Annotated in this window: 15 protein-coding genes; 12 read left to right on the plus strand and 3 right to left on the minus strand. The window is 46.0% G+C overall.

The features are described from left to right. Positions 1-55 precede the first annotated feature (55 nt). Positions 56-1,159 carry a hypothetical protein gene (locus tag ACUUJN_RS02630; RefSeq protein WP_254348779.1) on the plus strand — a complete coding sequence of 368 codons (1,104 nt, stop codon included), beginning with the start codon at positions 56-58 and terminating at the stop codon, positions 1,157-1,159. Between the two features lie 23 nt (positions 1,160-1,182). Here ACUUJN_RS02630 and ACUUJN_RS02635 read toward each other — a convergent pair whose 3' ends face one another. Then, on the minus strand, positions 1,183-1,872 hold the full coding sequence (locus ACUUJN_RS02635; protein WP_023986772.1) for an ArsR/SmtB family transcription factor: 690 nt from the start codon (positions 1,870-1,872) through the stop codon (positions 1,183-1,185). Positions 1,873-1,997: 125 nt separating this feature from the next. On the opposite strand from ACUUJN_RS02635, the gene ACUUJN_RS02640 reads away from it, so the two are divergent. The 9 genes from ACUUJN_RS02640 (at position 1,998) to ACUUJN_RS02680 (ending at position 11,916) form a co-directional block, all read left to right on the plus strand. Beyond that, complete coding sequence (locus ACUUJN_RS02640; protein ID WP_484669729.1) at positions 1,998-2,618, plus strand: flavin reductase family protein; 621 nt, start codon at positions 1,998-2,000, stop codon at positions 2,616-2,618. Positions 2,619-2,770: 152 nt separating this feature from the next. After that, entirely contained in the window at positions 2,771-4,063 is a 1,293-nt protein-coding gene (locus tag ACUUJN_RS02645) for a homocysteine synthase (RefSeq protein ID WP_264454245.1), read from the plus strand. A 191-nt stretch (positions 4,064-4,254) separates the two neighbouring features. Further along, positions 4,255-5,907 carry a CoA-disulfide reductase gene (locus ACUUJN_RS02650; RefSeq protein WP_338533168.1) on the plus strand — a complete coding sequence of 551 codons (1,653 nt, stop codon included), beginning with the start codon at positions 4,255-4,257 and terminating at the stop codon, positions 5,905-5,907. A gap of 137 nt (positions 5,908-6,044) precedes the next feature. Beyond that, positions 6,045-6,374 (plus strand): hypothetical protein, encoded by a 330-nt coding sequence (locus ACUUJN_RS02655; RefSeq protein WP_023986776.1) that lies wholly within the window; start codon positions 6,045-6,047, stop codon positions 6,372-6,374. Between the two features lie 339 nt (positions 6,375-6,713). Continuing rightward, complete coding sequence (locus ACUUJN_RS02660) at positions 6,714-6,836, plus strand: hypothetical protein (RefSeq protein ID WP_023986778.1); 123 nt, start codon at positions 6,714-6,716, stop codon at positions 6,834-6,836. 100 nt (positions 6,837-6,936) lie between these two features. After that, the gene (locus ACUUJN_RS02665; RefSeq protein ID WP_484669236.1) at positions 6,937-7,245 is read left to right on the plus strand and encodes a hypothetical protein; all 309 of its coding nucleotides are present in this window, start codon (positions 6,937-6,939) and stop codon (positions 7,243-7,245) included. 784 nt (positions 7,246-8,029) lie between these two features. After that, a complete protein-coding gene (locus ACUUJN_RS02670) occupies positions 8,030-9,532 on the plus strand; it encodes an HD-GYP domain-containing protein (RefSeq protein ID WP_023986780.1) in 1,503 nt (500 codons plus the stop codon). A gap of 172 nt (positions 9,533-9,704) precedes the next feature. Continuing rightward, positions 9,705-11,150, plus strand: coding sequence for an ATP-binding protein (locus tag ACUUJN_RS02675; protein WP_028541154.1), 1,446 nt, complete (start codon positions 9,705-9,707; stop codon positions 11,148-11,150). Positions 11,151-11,196: 46 nt separating this feature from the next. Continuing rightward, positions 11,197-11,916, plus strand: a complete 720-nt coding sequence (locus tag ACUUJN_RS02680) for an NAD(P)H-binding protein (protein WP_069079818.1) — start codon at positions 11,197-11,199, stop codon at positions 11,914-11,916. A gap of 75 nt (positions 11,917-11,991) precedes the next feature. On the opposite strand, the gene ACUUJN_RS02685 is transcribed toward ACUUJN_RS02680, so the two are convergent. Beyond that, the gene (locus tag ACUUJN_RS02685) at positions 11,992-13,266 is read right to left on the minus strand and encodes a DUF4179 domain-containing protein (protein WP_484669237.1); all 1,275 of its coding nucleotides are present in this window, start codon (positions 13,264-13,266) and stop codon (positions 11,992-11,994) included. Then, positions 13,263-13,790, minus strand: a complete 528-nt coding sequence (locus ACUUJN_RS02690) for a sigma-70 family RNA polymerase sigma factor (protein ID WP_484669238.1) — start codon at positions 13,788-13,790, stop codon at positions 13,263-13,265. Before ACUUJN_RS02690 ends, ACUUJN_RS02685 begins: the two co-directional genes overlap by 4 nt. A gap of 262 nt (positions 13,791-14,052) precedes the next feature. Between ACUUJN_RS02690 and ACUUJN_RS02695 the strand changes: the two genes are divergently transcribed. Together ACUUJN_RS02695 and ACUUJN_RS02700 are read left to right on the plus strand one after the other, a co-directional pair. Next, positions 14,053-14,433 carry a RidA family protein gene (locus ACUUJN_RS02695; RefSeq protein WP_013308546.1) on the plus strand — a complete coding sequence of 127 codons (381 nt, stop codon included), beginning with the start codon at positions 14,053-14,055 and terminating at the stop codon, positions 14,431-14,433. A 124-nt stretch (positions 14,434-14,557) separates the two neighbouring features. Then, on the plus strand, positions 14,558-15,622 hold the full coding sequence (locus tag ACUUJN_RS02700; protein ID WP_160788614.1) for an undecaprenyldiphospho-muramoylpentapeptide beta-N-acetylglucosaminyltransferase: 1,065 nt from the start codon (positions 14,558-14,560) through the stop codon (positions 15,620-15,622). The last annotated feature ends 32 nt before the right edge of the window (positions 15,623-15,654 follow it).

Consider the following 15,654-nt stretch of genomic DNA (forward strand, 5'->3'; position numbering starts at 1 on the left):
AGTCAGGATGTGCGGATTAGTCATATGTATATACATCATTGACTATGAAAAGGGGATGTATGTGGCTTTGGCTACCTTTTATCAAGCCTTCAAATTGAAAAGTCGGATTTGGCGAACGATGCTAAAGCGGAACGGAGTAACAGGGATTGGCGTAGGTTATGCTGATCCCAATAGACCGGCAAAGGGCGCGGCGATTGTGTTATATACCTTGAGAAATCTTTCGGCTGTGACGCAAACCAAATTGCAAGCAGTAACAAAAGATATAAGTCGAGCTTCTGCGGTACCTATCCGAATTTTAGGTGTGGGTTCCTTCAAAAGGGAAGCGGCGGCTCCTACCCAAACGAACCCTCGCCAAAGATGGCGCCCTGTGCCCGGTGCGGTCAGTGTAGGAACGACGGTTCCCACCACTGCGGGAGGGACCGGTGGGCTCATTGTCATTAAGAATAATACACTGTTTATTTTGAGTAATGCCCATGTTCTAGTCCCGACGAATACAAACCAATTTCACAATACCATTCAGCCTTCTCCGGCAGATGGGGGCAGAACGGCGGATCAGATCGGGAGAGCTTTTCAATTTGTCCCGCTTACTACGACAGGGGTTAACTTTCAGGACTCCGCCATCGCTATTGCCAATTCAAACAGTCTGCTTAACCCAAGGTATCTGATTAACCAAAGTGGTGGCCTCATTACCGTACCCGGGCACTTATTAAGCTACCGTCTGGGAATGACGTTTAAAAGAATGGCAAAAACCAACGGCTTCGCCAGAGGGGTCGTGGAGGCGATTGGCGTGGAACAAAGGGTGAGAGGCGATTCGGGAATTAAGATTTTCCGTGATCAAACCGTCATTCGTTTTACCCAGGGACGAACTGGGCCTGGAGATTCGGGTTCCGTATGGCTGAATGACAGTAACGATCGGTTGAATAACTATGCGGCCGCGGTCCATTTTGCCGGATCTACCGACGGAACGCGTTCCGTATCTTTCCCGATTGAACGTGCGATGAGAACGTACGGAACCTTGGTCGCCGTCCCGGCTGGAGCTGGAAGATATAAAGCAGGTGTGACAAAAGGAAAGGCTCCAAAAAACAATTATGCCTATGTCCGTCCGATGACGAGAAAACAACTGGCCTTGTCTCCAATCATAAAATCCGACGCGGATTAAGAAATGATTAGAACTATGATGATCTAGTCGACCTCTATCGAAAATATCTCTTTAAAACCTCTTTTACCATCGGCTGTAACACGTATCGCTCGGGTTGTAGGCAGACGCTCGATCCAATTTAATTCGAATAATCTGTCCAGAACAGCATTTCCTAAAGCACCTGCAAGGTGATGGCGTCGTTCACTCCAATCCAGGCATTTATGTGAGAAGGAGCGGCGCTTGTGTCTTGTTTGTGTAAGGTCAATCTGAAAGTCAGTGAAGAAAGTCTCTCCTTGTTCCGTGATATGAAGCCCGTCCTGATCTTCGGAAAGAATCCCCTTTTGAATGAAAAAACTCATGAGCTGCACGCCTAATTGACCCGCAACATGATCGTAGCAAGTTCTTGCCAACCGTAGGGCCTCGTTTTCGGAGGCATGTTTGAATGAATGAATGGGAACAGGTGGAGCTATGGATAAAAGTGACTCCATCACCTGGGCAACTTCGGGGTCTTGAATGCCAAAGTAACGGTGCCGCCCCTGTTTTTCCACAGTAACGACTTGTGCCTCGGTCATTTTAGCCAGATGGAAGCTGGCCGTTTGCGGTTTGATGCCTGCCATATGGGCCAATTCACTTGCCGTGTGGAACCTGCCGTCTAATAAAGCGGTGAGTATAGCTGCACGGGAAGGCTCGCTAACAAGAGAAGCAATCATGGCTACATTTGACTTGGTGCTCATGGCACGGTTATCCCCCTTTGTAATCCATACTTCGATGAAGGTTGAAATATTTATATTTTACAATAGAGAGGCGGATCTGAATAGAAGGAGAAAAGATAATGAATCACATAAATCACATAAATCACATGGATGAGATGAATCATAGCCCAGACGTTAAAACGATTAATCCTAGCATTTTATATTACGGAACCCCTGTGATTTTACTCAATACGCTGAATGAGGATGGAACAACCAATATTAGCCCCATTTCCTCCTCGTGGGCATTAGGAGATTGTGTGGTACTAGGCATTGGAACAGGTGGCAAAGCATTAGAAAATATGGAGCGGCATTCCGAATGTGTAATCAACGTCCCGGGGCCTTCAATGTGGGAAAATGTAGAACGTTTAGCCCCTTATACAGGCAAGAATCCTGTTCCAGCGGAAAAGAAGGAACATGGATTTATGTACCATAAAGATAAGTATGAGATCAGCGGACTAACTTCGATTGAGTCGAATAGGGTCAAGCTCGCCCGAATCAGGGAGTGCCCTATTCAAATTGAAGCTAAGGTGAAGGATGTGAGAATCCCTAACCATTCTTCTTATTTTGCGATCGTCGAAACTCAAGCCATACAGGTGCATGTTCATCAGGATATCATCCTCGGTGAGAACCATATTGATCCGACAAAGTGGAGCCCACTCATCTATAATTTCCGTCATTATTTTGGTTTGGGGGAGCATTTGGGCAAAACCTTCCGATCTGAAACCTGATATTACAATAAAATTATAATATCCTACCTGAATAATGAGAATTATCTTCCCAAATCGTTCTTTTTGTGCGAGAATGATTGAAAAATCATCCATGAGTACGCATACAGGAAGAGACGATTCATACAGCACGTATAACAAGGGAGGAAATAACCATGTCAGAAGAACGCAAGCTGTCATTCGAAACTCTCGCTGTCCATGCCGGACAACAAATTGATCCTACTACCTTTGCCCGCGCCGTTCCATTGTATCAAACCACTTCATACGGATTTCGGGATGCGGAGCATGCGGCTGATTTGTTCTCGCTGAAAGAATTCGGCAACATTTATACGCGTCTGATGAATCCGACCACGGATGTATTCGAGCAACGTATCGCCGCGTTGGAAGGCGGGGCTGGCGCGTTGGCAACGGCTTCGGGAGCGGCGGCGATTTCCTTCTCCATCCTGAACATTGCGGGAGCTGGGGATGAAATTGTGTCGGCCTCCAGTCTGTATGGCGGTACATATAATCTATTTTCTACAACACTGCCGAAATTGGGCATTAAAGTACATTTTGTCGATTCGGATGATCCAGAGAACTTCCGTAATGCCATTACGGATAAGACGAAGGCATTATTTGCCGAAACGATTGGCAACCCACAGGGCAATGTGCTGGATGTGGAAGCTGTAGCGGCGATTGCGCACGAATATGGTATTCCGCTGATTGTGGATAACACGTTCCCAAGTCCTTACTTGTTGCGTCCTATTGAATACGGAGCGGACATTGTCGTGCATTCTGCAACGAAGTTTATTGGCGGACACGGTACGTCTATTGGTGGGGTGATCGTGGACAGCGGCAAGTTTGACTGGAAAGCGAGTGGTCGTTTCCCAGGACTGACTGAGCCGGACCCGAGCTACCACGGAGTTGTTTACACCGAGGCGGTGGGACCTATCGCATATATTATCAAGGCACGGGTCCAATTGCTGCGGGACTTGGGAGCGGCCATTTCTCCGTTTAATTCATGGCTGCTGCTTCAGGGCTTGGAGACACTTCATCTGCGGTTGGAAAGACATAGTCAAAATGCCTTGAAGGTAGCGCAATATCTCGAAGGCCACAAGGATGTGGAGTGGGTCAGCTACACCGGGTTGCCGAGCCATCCGTCCTATGAATTAGCTCAAAAGTATTTGCCGAAAGGACAAGGAGCAATCCTGACCTTTGGTATTAAAGGTGGAAGCCAGGCGGGAAGCAAGCTAATTGCGAATGTAAAGCTATTTTCTCATTTGGCGAATGTAGGTGATTCCAAGTCTTTGATTATTCACCCGGCAAGCACAACGCACCAGCAGTTGAATGTGGAAGAACAGGTTGCTGCCGGAGTCAAACCAGAGCTGTTACGCCTATCTGTCGGGACAGAAGCGATAGACGATATATTGTACGATCTGGAGCAGGCGATCACAGCCAGCCAGCAGTAGTAGTAGTCGAACACTTCTTAGACCAAGTGTGACAGAGCATTCGTGTAGCATTCGCAAGTGATTTTTCGACCCAGATCAGTATTCGTTCAATGTTTATCAGGCGGGGGGCAACCTCCGTCTTTTTTTCGTATTGACAACATACCCCCATAGGTATATATTATACCCCGTAGGGTATATGAGGAGGGGAAGAAATGGGTAGGAAAATAGTTATTATTGGCGGGGTAGCAGGTGGAGCCTCTGCTGCTGCGAGATTACGTAGATGGAATGAGGAAGACGAGATTATTCTGTTTGAACGCGGAGAGCATGTTTCTTTTGCAAACTGTGGCCTTCCCTACTATATTGGCGGGGCAATCCATGCGCGGGAGAAGCTGTTTCTCCAGACACCTCAAGGGATAAGAGACCGTTTTAATATAGATGTGCGGGTACTGAAAGAAGTGATACAAATAGACCGAGAGCAGAAGCTCGTCCATTTCCGCGATATGATTACAGGGGAAACAGATGAGCAGCCGTACGATATTGTGGTATTGTCGCCGGGAGCCAAACCGATGATACCGGACATTCCTGGATTACATGAAGCTATGAATTTATTTACATTAAGAAATATTCATGACACGGACGTTATTAAGGCATATGTAGATGAAAGGCATCCAAAGCATGTCACGGTGATCGGGGCCGGATTTATTGGGCTGGAGATGGCCGAGAATTTGCGGGAGCGTGGACTTGCAGTAACCATTATTGATATGGGACAACAATTATTGAATCCGCTGGACCCTGAAATGGCCAAATGGGTAGAACAGCATATGAGGCTGAACGGGGTGGAGGTGCGTTTAGAGGAAGGAGTCACGGCTTTTGAAGGGCAGGGTACACAACTTCGTTTGACTTCCGGGGGTGTGCTTCAGACGGACATGGTTATTCTGGCGATCGGTGTTGTTCCTGAAAATGAGTTGGCCAAGCAAAGCGGATTGGAACTTGGTTTTCGCGGCGCTATTCAGGTGAACGCCCAACTGCAAACCAGCGATCCGGCCATTTATGCGGTGGGGGATGCCATTCAGGTCAAAGACCGCAATCATGGGTTTGCAACGATGGTATCGCTAGCCTGGGGAGCCAATCGTCAGGGGCGTTTGGTAGCGGATCATATTAACGGTCAAGCAATTTCTTATGATGGGGCGCTTGGAACATCCGTAATTAAGACCTTTGCATTGACTTCAGCTTCTACAGGTAATAATGAAAAAACATTACAGCGGCTGGGCGTTCCTTATCAGGCTGTTCATATTCATCCTGGTTCACATGCCGGCTATTACCCTGGCGCATCACCCATTGCTATGAAGCTGCTCTTTAATCCCGAAAACGGGATGATCTATGGGGCGCAGGCTGTTGGAGCTGATGGAGCAGACAAAAGGATTGATGTCATTGCGACGGCTATTCGTGGCCATTTGAACGTCCGTGAACTGGCTGATATTGAACTTGCTTATGCACCTCCTTATTCTTCAGCAAAAGACCCTGTGAATATGGCGGGTTACGTGGCTTCGAATATCATGGATGGGCTGGTCCAAACGATACAGTGGCATGAAGTTGATGATTTTCACCGCAATGGTGGTCTTATTATTGATGTTAGGGATGCGGTGGAGCTACAGGCAGGGGCCATTCCAGGTTCGATTCATATTCCTCTGGCCGAGATTAGAGAGCGGATGGCAGAAATCCCTAGTGATCTAGAGATCGCGGTATCCTGCCAAGTCGGTCTGCGAGGCTATATTGCTGCCCGAATTTTGACTCAATACGGTTATCGGGTGAGGAACGTTGATGGTGGCTATAAGACGTATTCGGTTATGGCTGAACGTGAGTGAACATTTCCTTTCATGTCTTTGGTGTAGGATCGCTACTGTACATTATTTACGTTATCCGCAGGGTTTACCCCTTTTCTGATCAAATTATGGCTTGGTTCACTGTGTGACGTCTGTTACAATAGAAGAGGCATATACGAATGGATAGAAAAGAGGTTGAGCAGGTGGGCACTTCAGTGATTTGGGAAGCAGTTATATATTGGGTGATCTTGGTGATTTCCGCTCTGTGCGTGATCGCAGTATCTGGTACTCGGAAGACAGCAAGCACGATTATTTTAGCGCCCGTTGTTTTGTTCTGTACCATATTTATGATGCAGGGATCAGTGTTTACTGCCATGAATCACCCGACGATGGGGTCTAATGTCGGTTTGGGTATGGCATTTCTGACAACATGGGTGGTCAGCGGAATATTGTTTGCTGTAGCTCTTGTAATTGCTTTTATTAAATATAACAAGAAGAACAAGGCGTAATTTAGCCTTAACCTCAGATGAATAAAGGCTTTCGGTGATGTACCGAAAGCCCTTTTTGTATTCCTTTTTAACCATGCAGGATGTCTCCGCTTATCTGCGTCTTCTCATAAGCAACACAACGATCAGCACGACGATGATCACGATCAATAGGAATTTCATATTCGATAACCTCCTTGGTCTGTCTCATATTTGGTATTAACCACTTTTAGTTAGTATGCACCGATGGATCTCAAGCAAGTATCTATTGTCGAGTTTTTGGGGAAATTTAGAATGTGGGACTAAAAAGAGGTTTACAGGCTTAGCTGGAAAGTGTATACATAAAGTAAGGAGGCGATTGCCATGAGTGATCGTGCATTTCATTTGTTCTATATTATTTTCTTAACGGTTCTGGCACTTGGAAGTGTGGGTGGAATCGCTTGGTGGCTGCGCTCTGTCGGTCGTCAGGAGAAGGAAAAAAACTAAATTCAACATGGGCATACAAGCCCGAATGCATCTTCCAGTAGGAGGGTGCATTTTTATATGTTATAATGGGAACGTATGTTCTTTTCAGGGGGGGAAGACGATGTTGCCAGATTTGGAACGAAAGCTGTTACGTATTTTGTATAATTATTTCGCCCAGCATCGCCACATGCCCACAATGGCGGAATTGACCGTAAAAACGGGCAAGCGAGATGCTGAAATTACAGTCGCCTTGCGACATATGGAACAGGAGCGCTACATCACTTGGGAAAACAATTCGGGTACCCAGCATGTTGTTTTACTGGAAGGGTGGGAGCGTCCCTCGACCCAAAGGCGCACCCAAGCGGAAACAAGACGTTCCACTACGCAAACGATGCCGCCCAATGGTACAGAATACTGGACGAATTATTAGAAGGTATATAAAACTGGAAAATTAATGAGTTTTTAAGGTGCATATCATTTAGTTTTAAGAAAGCGAGACTATAATGACCCTATTAACCCCTTTTTGATCAAGCTATAGGCCCTGCCGATGTATCGGCAGGGCCACTTTTTTGTTCATAGATACGCTTTCCGTATATGAAAAATCCCCCGGGGATCATCCGGAGGATGGTGCAGTTTGCATATACTGCACGGCCTGCTCAAACTTCATCGTTTGATGGCAAAATATATATTCAACCCCTGCTACCTTGCATTATATGGTCAGCATGTTCATAAGGGGCAGTGTGATTCCACTGTTCATTTTCCAAACGACAAAAGCCCTACCTCTCTTTCGTCCTTGCGGCTCCGATGACCGCGCCAGTGTGAATGTGAAAATCTTCGGCAAAAGCTCAAAATTCTACATTAGGGTTATACATAAAATTAGGAGAAGCTCCATACGGTGATTAGGAGTAATAGCTTGTTGCGTGGAATCTTATGGGGTAATACATACTCCAATAGTATAGCAAGAATGATTATAAAACACAAGTCATTTTTGGCTTTTTGATTATAGACTGGAAAAAATGTTGGCTAAAATGCTCTTCCCTCGAGAGTTTCTTAATTAAGAATAAGATGATTTCCCATCTATAAATTGCAGATTAAAAGCCATCCTCGTATTTATGTAAAATGCTCGAGCAAGAAGGTAAACTTTTGATGGTTGGACTCCGATATTGAATACACAAGATATTTTAGAGTGTACGGATGAAAAGAGGGGTAGCAATTTGCCGACCTATAAGCGCTTTATTCAGCATGTTATCCTGAACTATATTATAGGTTCGTTTATCGCTGTATTGTTGGTAGGTATGATTTTTGTATTTTCCACGTTAAATGTAGCCCACTATGAAATTCTGGGTCTTGTTAAAATTATTGCATTTTCCAGCGTCATTATGATTGCTTGTGAAACCATAGTGTTTCGAATGCATTTGAGACCGGTTCATCGTTTTTTTTACGGCAATCAGGAAACACTCAAGGATGTAGAAGCGGTGTATATCCGGGTTCATCATCTGCCTAATTTGTCAGTTTTACGTATTGTTGGACCGCATTTGTTGGGTTTCTCTATCCCGGCAGCCGTCATTGCCTTATGGATGATACATACTGGACAACTTACCTTTCCCTTGTATTATGTAGGAATCGCCTGTATAGGAGCTTGTCTGGTTGCTTCGATGCACGCACTGGTTGAATTTTTCCTGACAATGAGAGCAATCAAGCCGCTGCTGGAGGAAATCCGTGATCGAACCTATCAGCAATATGGATTAAACCTGTCCCTGCGAGGACGAGTCCTACTATCGCTTCGGCATAAATTTCAGTTAAGCGCGACGCTCATTGGTGCTTTTCCTCTGTTTTTATTTTGTTTAGCTACACAGATTCGCCTGGAACGTTTGGAGGCGACGGATTCGAGTTCCTATTGGGCATGGGCGGGTACGATTTTAATTTTTGGTGTAGCCTTTGCTTATCTGGGAGGAAGGTTGTTGACCCGTGAGATCGAACAGCCGATCCACCACCTGCTGGAAAAAATGAATGCAGTGAGGGAAGGCCGCCTGAACAGTAATGCCAGCGACTTGTACTCCGACGAATTTGCCGAGCTGGTTGAAGGCTTTAACATGATGATCGAGGGCCTGAAGGAACGGGAAGAAAAGAACGGTCAGCTATTGGACAGTTACTTCGCCACCTTGGCGGCAGCGCTGGATGCGCGAGATGCCTATACCGCAGGACATTCTTTGCGTGTGGCTGAATACTCCGTACTCATTGGGCGCAAGGGAGGTTTGAATGAGACAGACCTCGACTTGCTGCGCAAAACAGCTTTGCTGCATGATATCGGTAAAATCGGCGTGGCTGACGCTGTTCTGCTCAAGGACGGCAAGCTGACGGACGAGGAGTTTGATCAGATTAAAATGCACCCGGTTATGGGAGAGAGTATTCTCCGGCAAGTTGAACCAGCTTATGCTATGGCCCCTTATTTGCCCGGCGTGCGATCGCACCATGAACGTTATGATGGCAAGGGATACCCTGACCAGCTCGCTGGGGAAGATATCCCCTTATTTGGGCGAATCATTGCTGTAGCGGATGCTTATGATGCGATGACGTCTGATCGTCCCTATCGGCAAGGTATGAAGGAAGAGAAGGCGGTTATGATATTGGAAGAGGGAAAGGGAACCCAATGGGACCCTTATTTTGCCGAATTATTTGTCAAGGAGTGGCGCCGGAACAAAGGCATCACAAGCTGACTCTGTATATATCAGCACAACAGGGCGAGCCATTGAGGTTCGCTTTTTTATATAGGAATGTAAGCATCTTTTATGTCGAAAGATGGGGCTTCATGTTATGATGTACAAGAAAGGCAAACGCGGTTAACATAGGCCTGGCATCCAATTTTTTGCGCTATGGGAGTGTGAGTCCATGCAATTTTCAATGATGTTTTTAATGAATTTAGGGATGCTGATTGCCGTTGCCTATGTGGCGAACGTGATTTATAAATATGGTTTGAGTCGTACCTCTTCGCGGTTCAAATATGTCAGCTCGGTGCTGCTAGTGATATTTGGCGGATGGGTCAGCTCTTGTTTTGGTTTTAACTTTAGTGAAACGGTTATTTTTGATTTGCGTTTTGTACCGCTGATTATCGCGGCATTGGTGTATCCCCGCTCCTATACGCTTATTATTATTGGGGTCGCAATCGGACTAACGAGATTTACCTTCGGTCTGCATATGGCGGCGTGGGTCGGCTTTTTGAATATGAGCATTCTGGGCGTCCTGTGCGCCGGATTGAACTACTGGATGCGCCGTTCCACCTGGCGTTTGATTATTAAGGCATCGGTGACCATTTTAGCGGTTAATATCGTAAATACGTTAAATATTGCCTGTCTGGGCGTCATTCCCTGGCGCTATTATGTAGCGGAGGTTGTTCCTCTTACACTGCCAATCGGCATCGTCCTCAGTTTTTTATTTGCTCTGATTTTAAGGGACTTTCAGATGGAACAACAGCGGAATCATCAGATTAAGCAGGCGAATGAGTTGTTATCAGAGCAGCGAGATGAGTTGCAGAAGGCAAAGGTCATTCTAGAGGAACGTGCCAAGCAACTGATGATGGCTTCCCAATATAAATCGGATTTTATGGCAACGATGTCGCATGAGTTACGTACACCTCTTAACAGCATCATTAATCTGGCGCAGATTATCAACGAGCAGGGAAAAGAACTGGATGAGGACGAGTTATACCAATACAGCGATCTCATCTATGCCTCGGGGCATGATTTGCTCCAAATGATTAACGACATTTTGGACTTGTCCAAGGTCGAGGCTGGGCACATGGAAATCGTAAGTGAGCCAGTCAATGTGCGTGAGATTGCGCAGGTGATGATGATGCATTTTGAAGTCACTGCGAAGGATAAAAACCTGGAATTCAGCTTAAAGGAGCATGAGCCTATACCGAATGAAATTCGGTCCGATTCTAAACGTGTACAGCAAATTTTGCGTAATCTGTTATCCAACGCCTTTAAGTTCACTCATGAAGGACGTGTATTGCTAGAAATGAGTACACAGCATCTGGATCGAAAGGGACAGGAGGGAGATTGGGTTGTATTTGCTGTAAAAGATACGGGCATCGGTATTTCCAAGCTTCAGCAACACGTTATTTTTGAGGCATTCCAGCAGGCGAACGGTTCCATTAATCGTAAATATGGAGGAACCGGGTTGGGATTGTCCATCAGCCGTGATTTTTCCCGCTTGTTGGGCGGGTTTATCCGTTTAGAAAGTGAGGAGGGTAAGGGAAGTACGTTTTCCTTGTACCTACCCATGTGTCCGTCCGTAAGCAAGGAGGCGGACGAACAACCCTTTAAATTAACCTAATCGCAATTGTAGGAGCAGGAGCGCTATGGCACAAAGGAGGTCTATCATGGAACGTAAAGCGGTCGTTGTGGGTGCAACAGGGCTTGTCGGGGGTTATGTTGTACGAGAGCTGCTGGTGCAAAAGGAATACAACCGCGTCATGGTTATGGGCAGACGTCCGTTGGACATCAAGCATCCCAAGCTGGAACAGGCGCTCATCGATTGGGAACAGCCACAGAAAGCGGCGTTCGCCTTCGAAGGGGTGGATGATGTTTTTTGCTGCCTTGGGACAACGATGAAAAAAGCTGGCACCAAGGAGCAGTTTCGTCAGGTGGATCTGGACTATCCGGTGCTGGCTGCCCAGTTGGGCAAAGAGGCTGGTGCTGTACAGATGCTAGCTATCTCAGCGATGGGGGCCGATCCAGATTCACGTGTGTTTTATAACCGCACCAAGGGTGAGGCTGAAGAGGCGCTTGCCGCTATCGGGCTGCCTGCGCTGCATTTGTTCCGTCCGTCGCTGATTTTGGGCGCGAGACCTGAACGACGTATGGGCGAAGCCGCTGCCGCTGTTGTCATGAAAGCGCTGGACGGTCTGATGACGGGCAAGCTCGCTTCCTACCGCGCTATCCCGGCTTCGGTCATCGCACGAGCCATGGTACGAATCGCTCTTGCGCAGGCGAGCGGCGTACATATTTATCCGAACGACATCATTCGGGTCATTGGTGCAGAGCTAACATCCGATGATGAGGAACCTGTTACAGGAACGGCTCCTGATGAGAACGTGTAAAACCACGGCAGGATTAAAATGACAATAACGCCGCTGCTGCCCGATGATTCGGGCAGCAGCGGCGTTATTTGTGTTTTATTGGTGGTTTGTATTTTGCGGCACATCTATCGTAATCTCTAATTCATCAATGTAATGGCGTGTCCAGTTGCCATTAGCATCGAGCAGGGCACTACCTCCTGGTTGTGTTGGCAATATATAAGGCTTGAAATTGATCTTCTGGGGAGTGTCCACAAAAGGAGTAAACAGGGTGATCATTTTGCTATCACGTTCTTTGGTAAGGGGAACTCCAGAGCCGCTCAGGAGCTGGAGTTCTCTTCCCTGCTCGTCGAATATAGCATACTCAAGCATATCCAATTCCTTTTTGGTGTACTGGATCGTGTGGCCGTTTTTGTTGTACTTGTATTCTCGCTCCACGGTGTAATCATCCGGCATATGTGCAATATCGGTCAGCATTTTGAACGACGTTGTGATCTTGGTCGTGATGGGTGTAAGTTCTACCTTTTCTGCCGTAAATGCAAGATACGGATTAGACTTGCTCATTTGCAGCTGAAGTATCTTATTATTTATTTTAGTTTTGTGAACCGTGGTTTGTATGCGAAACGGCTCGGCTATACCTTTTAACTTTGCATATACCTCTAGCTCAAACTGATCTGATAAGGCGGGTTTACCACTGGCAGGGTCACGCATATACGCAATCAGCATAGAATTACTGTCTTTACCTGGGCGGCCATACATGAAATTAAAGGCGCCATTATTGCTATTGACCGATGTCCCATTGATGAACAGGTCCACTTTCTCCAGAATGTCCTCCTCGGGCTGTCCTTGCGTTTGGATGGCCGGATATAGGGTTTGATGTTGTGAATCTCCACCGCTCTTTTCCAACGCCACGACCAAGCGTGTCCCGTCAAATATGATTTGTGGTACCTTTAATGTAATGCCGCTATGGGTAATACTGAGATTCGAGGAAGTTGCCAACCCTTTCTGATCAGCGGTTTGTAGCCCGAGATCCCCAGCAAGCTTGAACACACTATCTACAAGGGGAACCTGTTTCAATGATTCTGCCATTGTAGGCGAAACAAAGGCGCTACCAATGATCATAACGCTAATGGCAGCCGCAGAAGCAGCGACAATTGCGGTTCCCCGAAGAAATCTTTTGACCGGTCCATGTAAGGAAGAGGAAGGAGACTTGGATAACGGCTCCACATCCGATTCCATTTGTATGTAAAATGCATCTAAGCGTTCTCTTACCAAATCGGGAATCATTACCGTGTCTGCTTCCAAGTTTTCTTTTTCTGATTGTAATTTCTGGTCCAGCTCTTGATTCTGTTTCTCAAACTCTGAAGGGCTCATTGAAAGGTCACCTTCCTTTCTCCGCGATTTTGTAGCAGGTCCATTAATGTTCTGCGAGCACGGTGTAATCGTGTTTTGACGGCCCCCTCTGATACATCCAGTACCTCTGATATTTCTCTGATCGGCATATCCCGCAAATAGTGCAGGGAAATCACAGTTCGCATGGACTCCTCCAAGTGGTCGATGGCCTCGCGCAGTTCGATTTTTTCATATCCGCCCGAAATGGAGGGTTCCTTTATAAATTCCGCCACGGGTACGATCCGTTTTTGCTTGCGGATAATGAGATGGCACTCATTAATGAGGATGCGAAGCAGCCATGTTTTAAAATAGCGAGGTTCACGCAGCTCACCCAGAGACTGGTATGCCTTGAGCATCGCCTCTTGCATCGCGTCCGCGCAATCTTCATTGCTGCGAAGAATGGAACGCGCCATGCCATACATATCGGATTCCATATGTTTCATCAAGGCGACGAATGCCTTGCGGTCCCCCTGCCTTGCTTGGTGTAAGTTTATTTCGAGATTCAAAGGATGGTGCTCCTTTCCCGTCTATACTGGCTATGATCATTGTACCTGTATCTGTATTTGTAGAATTTATTTTGTAGCAGGTTATAGGAGTTAGATGATACATAGGCGCTAAAGGTTACAGCGGATATAAAAAAATATAGCACCATCGCAAGGGATGGCTTAAAAGAAGCCCATTGCGTTAATCCGTCGCACGGAATAGTGGCTTTGGACTTCACATGCTATAATACGGTGAACCAGTATCAGGAAGGAGAATCCAACCCATATGAAAAAAACAATTGCTACTGAAAAAGCACCCGGTGCTATCGGCCCTTATAGCCAAGCGGTAGAGGCAGGCGGGTTTATTTACACCTCGGGACAGCTTGGACTAAATCCGGCAACAGGTGAGTTCGGTAAGGATGTACAGGAGCAGGCACGCCTGTCCTTGAGCAACGTACAAGCCATTCTGGAAGCGGCAGGCAGCAACATGAACCAGGTTGTGAAAGCGACTGTATTCCTGAAGGACATGAACGATTTTGTCAGCGTCAATGAGGTGTACAGTTCTTTCTTTGAACAACCCTATCCAGCACGCAGTGCGGTGGAGGTAGCTCGTCTGCCTAAGGATGCACTGGTGGAGATTGAAGTCATTGCATTGAAGGGCGAATAGTCTGAAAGGTCCGTTCATAAAATAAAAAGTTTGTATGGCAACCGGGTGTCCCTATTAAATAGAGGCACCCGGTTGCTCAAATTTAATGTGTTTTGTTTTTTTTGAATACAGAGTGGAGGTGGAGATGATTAAAAAAATAATTTTCACTGGTGGAGGCTCTTCAGGACATGTAGCAGTAAACCTAGCTTTGATTCCTCACTTACTGGAACAACATTGGAGTGTCCAATACATAGGCTCTGAACAAGGGATTGAAAGAAAATTGATTTCTGGACTAGAAGATGTGTGTTATTTCAGTATCTCAACTGGGAAATTACGCAGATATTTTGATTGGAATAATTTTAAGGACCCTTTTAAAGTGCTGAAGGGGATTTCTCAAGCGTACCGGATTATAAGAAAAGAAAAACCGGATATTATTTTTTCAAAAGGCGGGTTTGTTTCGGTTCCTGTGGTATTGGCTGGGTGGTTGAATAAAGTCCCTGTAATCATTCATGAATCAGATATTACCCCTGGATTAGCTAATAAGATTTCCAGCATATTTGCTACAGAAATTTGTACTACCTTTCCTGAAACCACTCAGTACTTTCGCTCTAAGCATACCCGGTATGTAGGTGCTATTGTGAGAGATGAACTAAAAGATGGGGAGGCAGCCAAAGGTTTGACCTATTGCGGATTTACTCGAAATAAGCCGATCATTCTGATCATGGGTGGGAGTTTAGGTTCCAAGAAGATCAATGAGATGGTCTGGATGAATTTAGAGGCTTTGCTCGTTCATTTTCAAATCGTCCATATTTGTGGTAAAGACCAAGTGAATCATTCCATTCATATGTATGGCTACAAGCAGTTTGAATACATAAATGATGAACTGGCGGATGTTATGGCGATGGCAAATATGGTTGTTTCTAGGGCGGGTTCAAATTCCATTTTTGAATTCTTGACGCTGCGGAAGCCGATGCTATTGATCCCTCTTTCAAAGGCGGTTAGCCGGGGAGATCAAATTCTAAATGCCAAATCATTTAAAGCGCAAGGCTTTTGTGAGTTTTTAGAAGAAGAGGAGTTGGAATCTGAACGATTTGTCGACATGATTCTTCGTTTGTATGAAAAAAGGTCGGATTATATTATCAATATGAAGAAAATGAATGCAGATCACTCGACAAGCAAGCTTATAGATTTGATTAAAGTCTATACCTAATCACATGGTTAAAATGAATAAACAAAGCAAGC

It is taken from the genome of Paenibacillus sp. LRG-1 (assembly GCF_057220305.1).

Coding starts and splice junctions, on each gene's coding strand:
- ACUUJN_RS02630 (WP_254348779.1), top strand. CDS start 56: ATGTATGTGGCTTTGGCTACCTTTTATCAAGCCTTCAAATTGAAAAGT.
- ACUUJN_RS02635 (WP_023986772.1), bottom strand. CDS start 1,872: ATGAGCACCAAGTCAAATGTAGCCATGATTGCTTCTCTTGTTAGCGAG.
- ACUUJN_RS02640 (WP_484669729.1), top strand. CDS start 1,998: ATGGATGAGATGAATCATAGCCCAGACGTTAAAACGATTAATCCTAGC.
- ACUUJN_RS02645 (WP_264454245.1), top strand. CDS start 2,771: ATGTCAGAAGAACGCAAGCTGTCATTCGAAACTCTCGCTGTCCATGCC.
- ACUUJN_RS02650 (WP_338533168.1), top strand. CDS start 4,255: ATGGGTAGGAAAATAGTTATTATTGGCGGGGTAGCAGGTGGAGCCTCT.
- ACUUJN_RS02655 (WP_023986776.1), top strand. CDS start 6,045: ATGGATAGAAAAGAGGTTGAGCAGGTGGGCACTTCAGTGATTTGGGAA.
- ACUUJN_RS02660 (WP_023986778.1), top strand. CDS start 6,714: ATGAGTGATCGTGCATTTCATTTGTTCTATATTATTTTCTTAACGGTT.
- ACUUJN_RS02665 (WP_484669236.1), top strand. CDS start 6,937: ATGTTGCCAGATTTGGAACGAAAGCTGTTACGTATTTTGTATAATTAT.
- ACUUJN_RS02675 (WP_028541154.1), top strand. CDS start 9,705: ATGCAATTTTCAATGATGTTTTTAATGAATTTAGGGATGCTGATTGCC.
- ACUUJN_RS02680 (WP_069079818.1), top strand. CDS start 11,197: ATGGAACGTAAAGCGGTCGTTGTGGGTGCAACAGGGCTTGTCGGGGGT.
- ACUUJN_RS02685 (WP_484669237.1), bottom strand. CDS start 13,266: ATGAGCCCTTCAGAGTTTGAGAAACAGAATCAAGAGCTGGACCAGAAA.
- ACUUJN_RS02695 (WP_013308546.1), top strand. CDS start 14,053: ATGAAAAAAACAATTGCTACTGAAAAAGCACCCGGTGCTATCGGCCCT.
- ACUUJN_RS02700 (WP_160788614.1), top strand. CDS start 14,558: ATGATTAAAAAAATAATTTTCACTGGTGGAGGCTCTTCAGGACATGTA.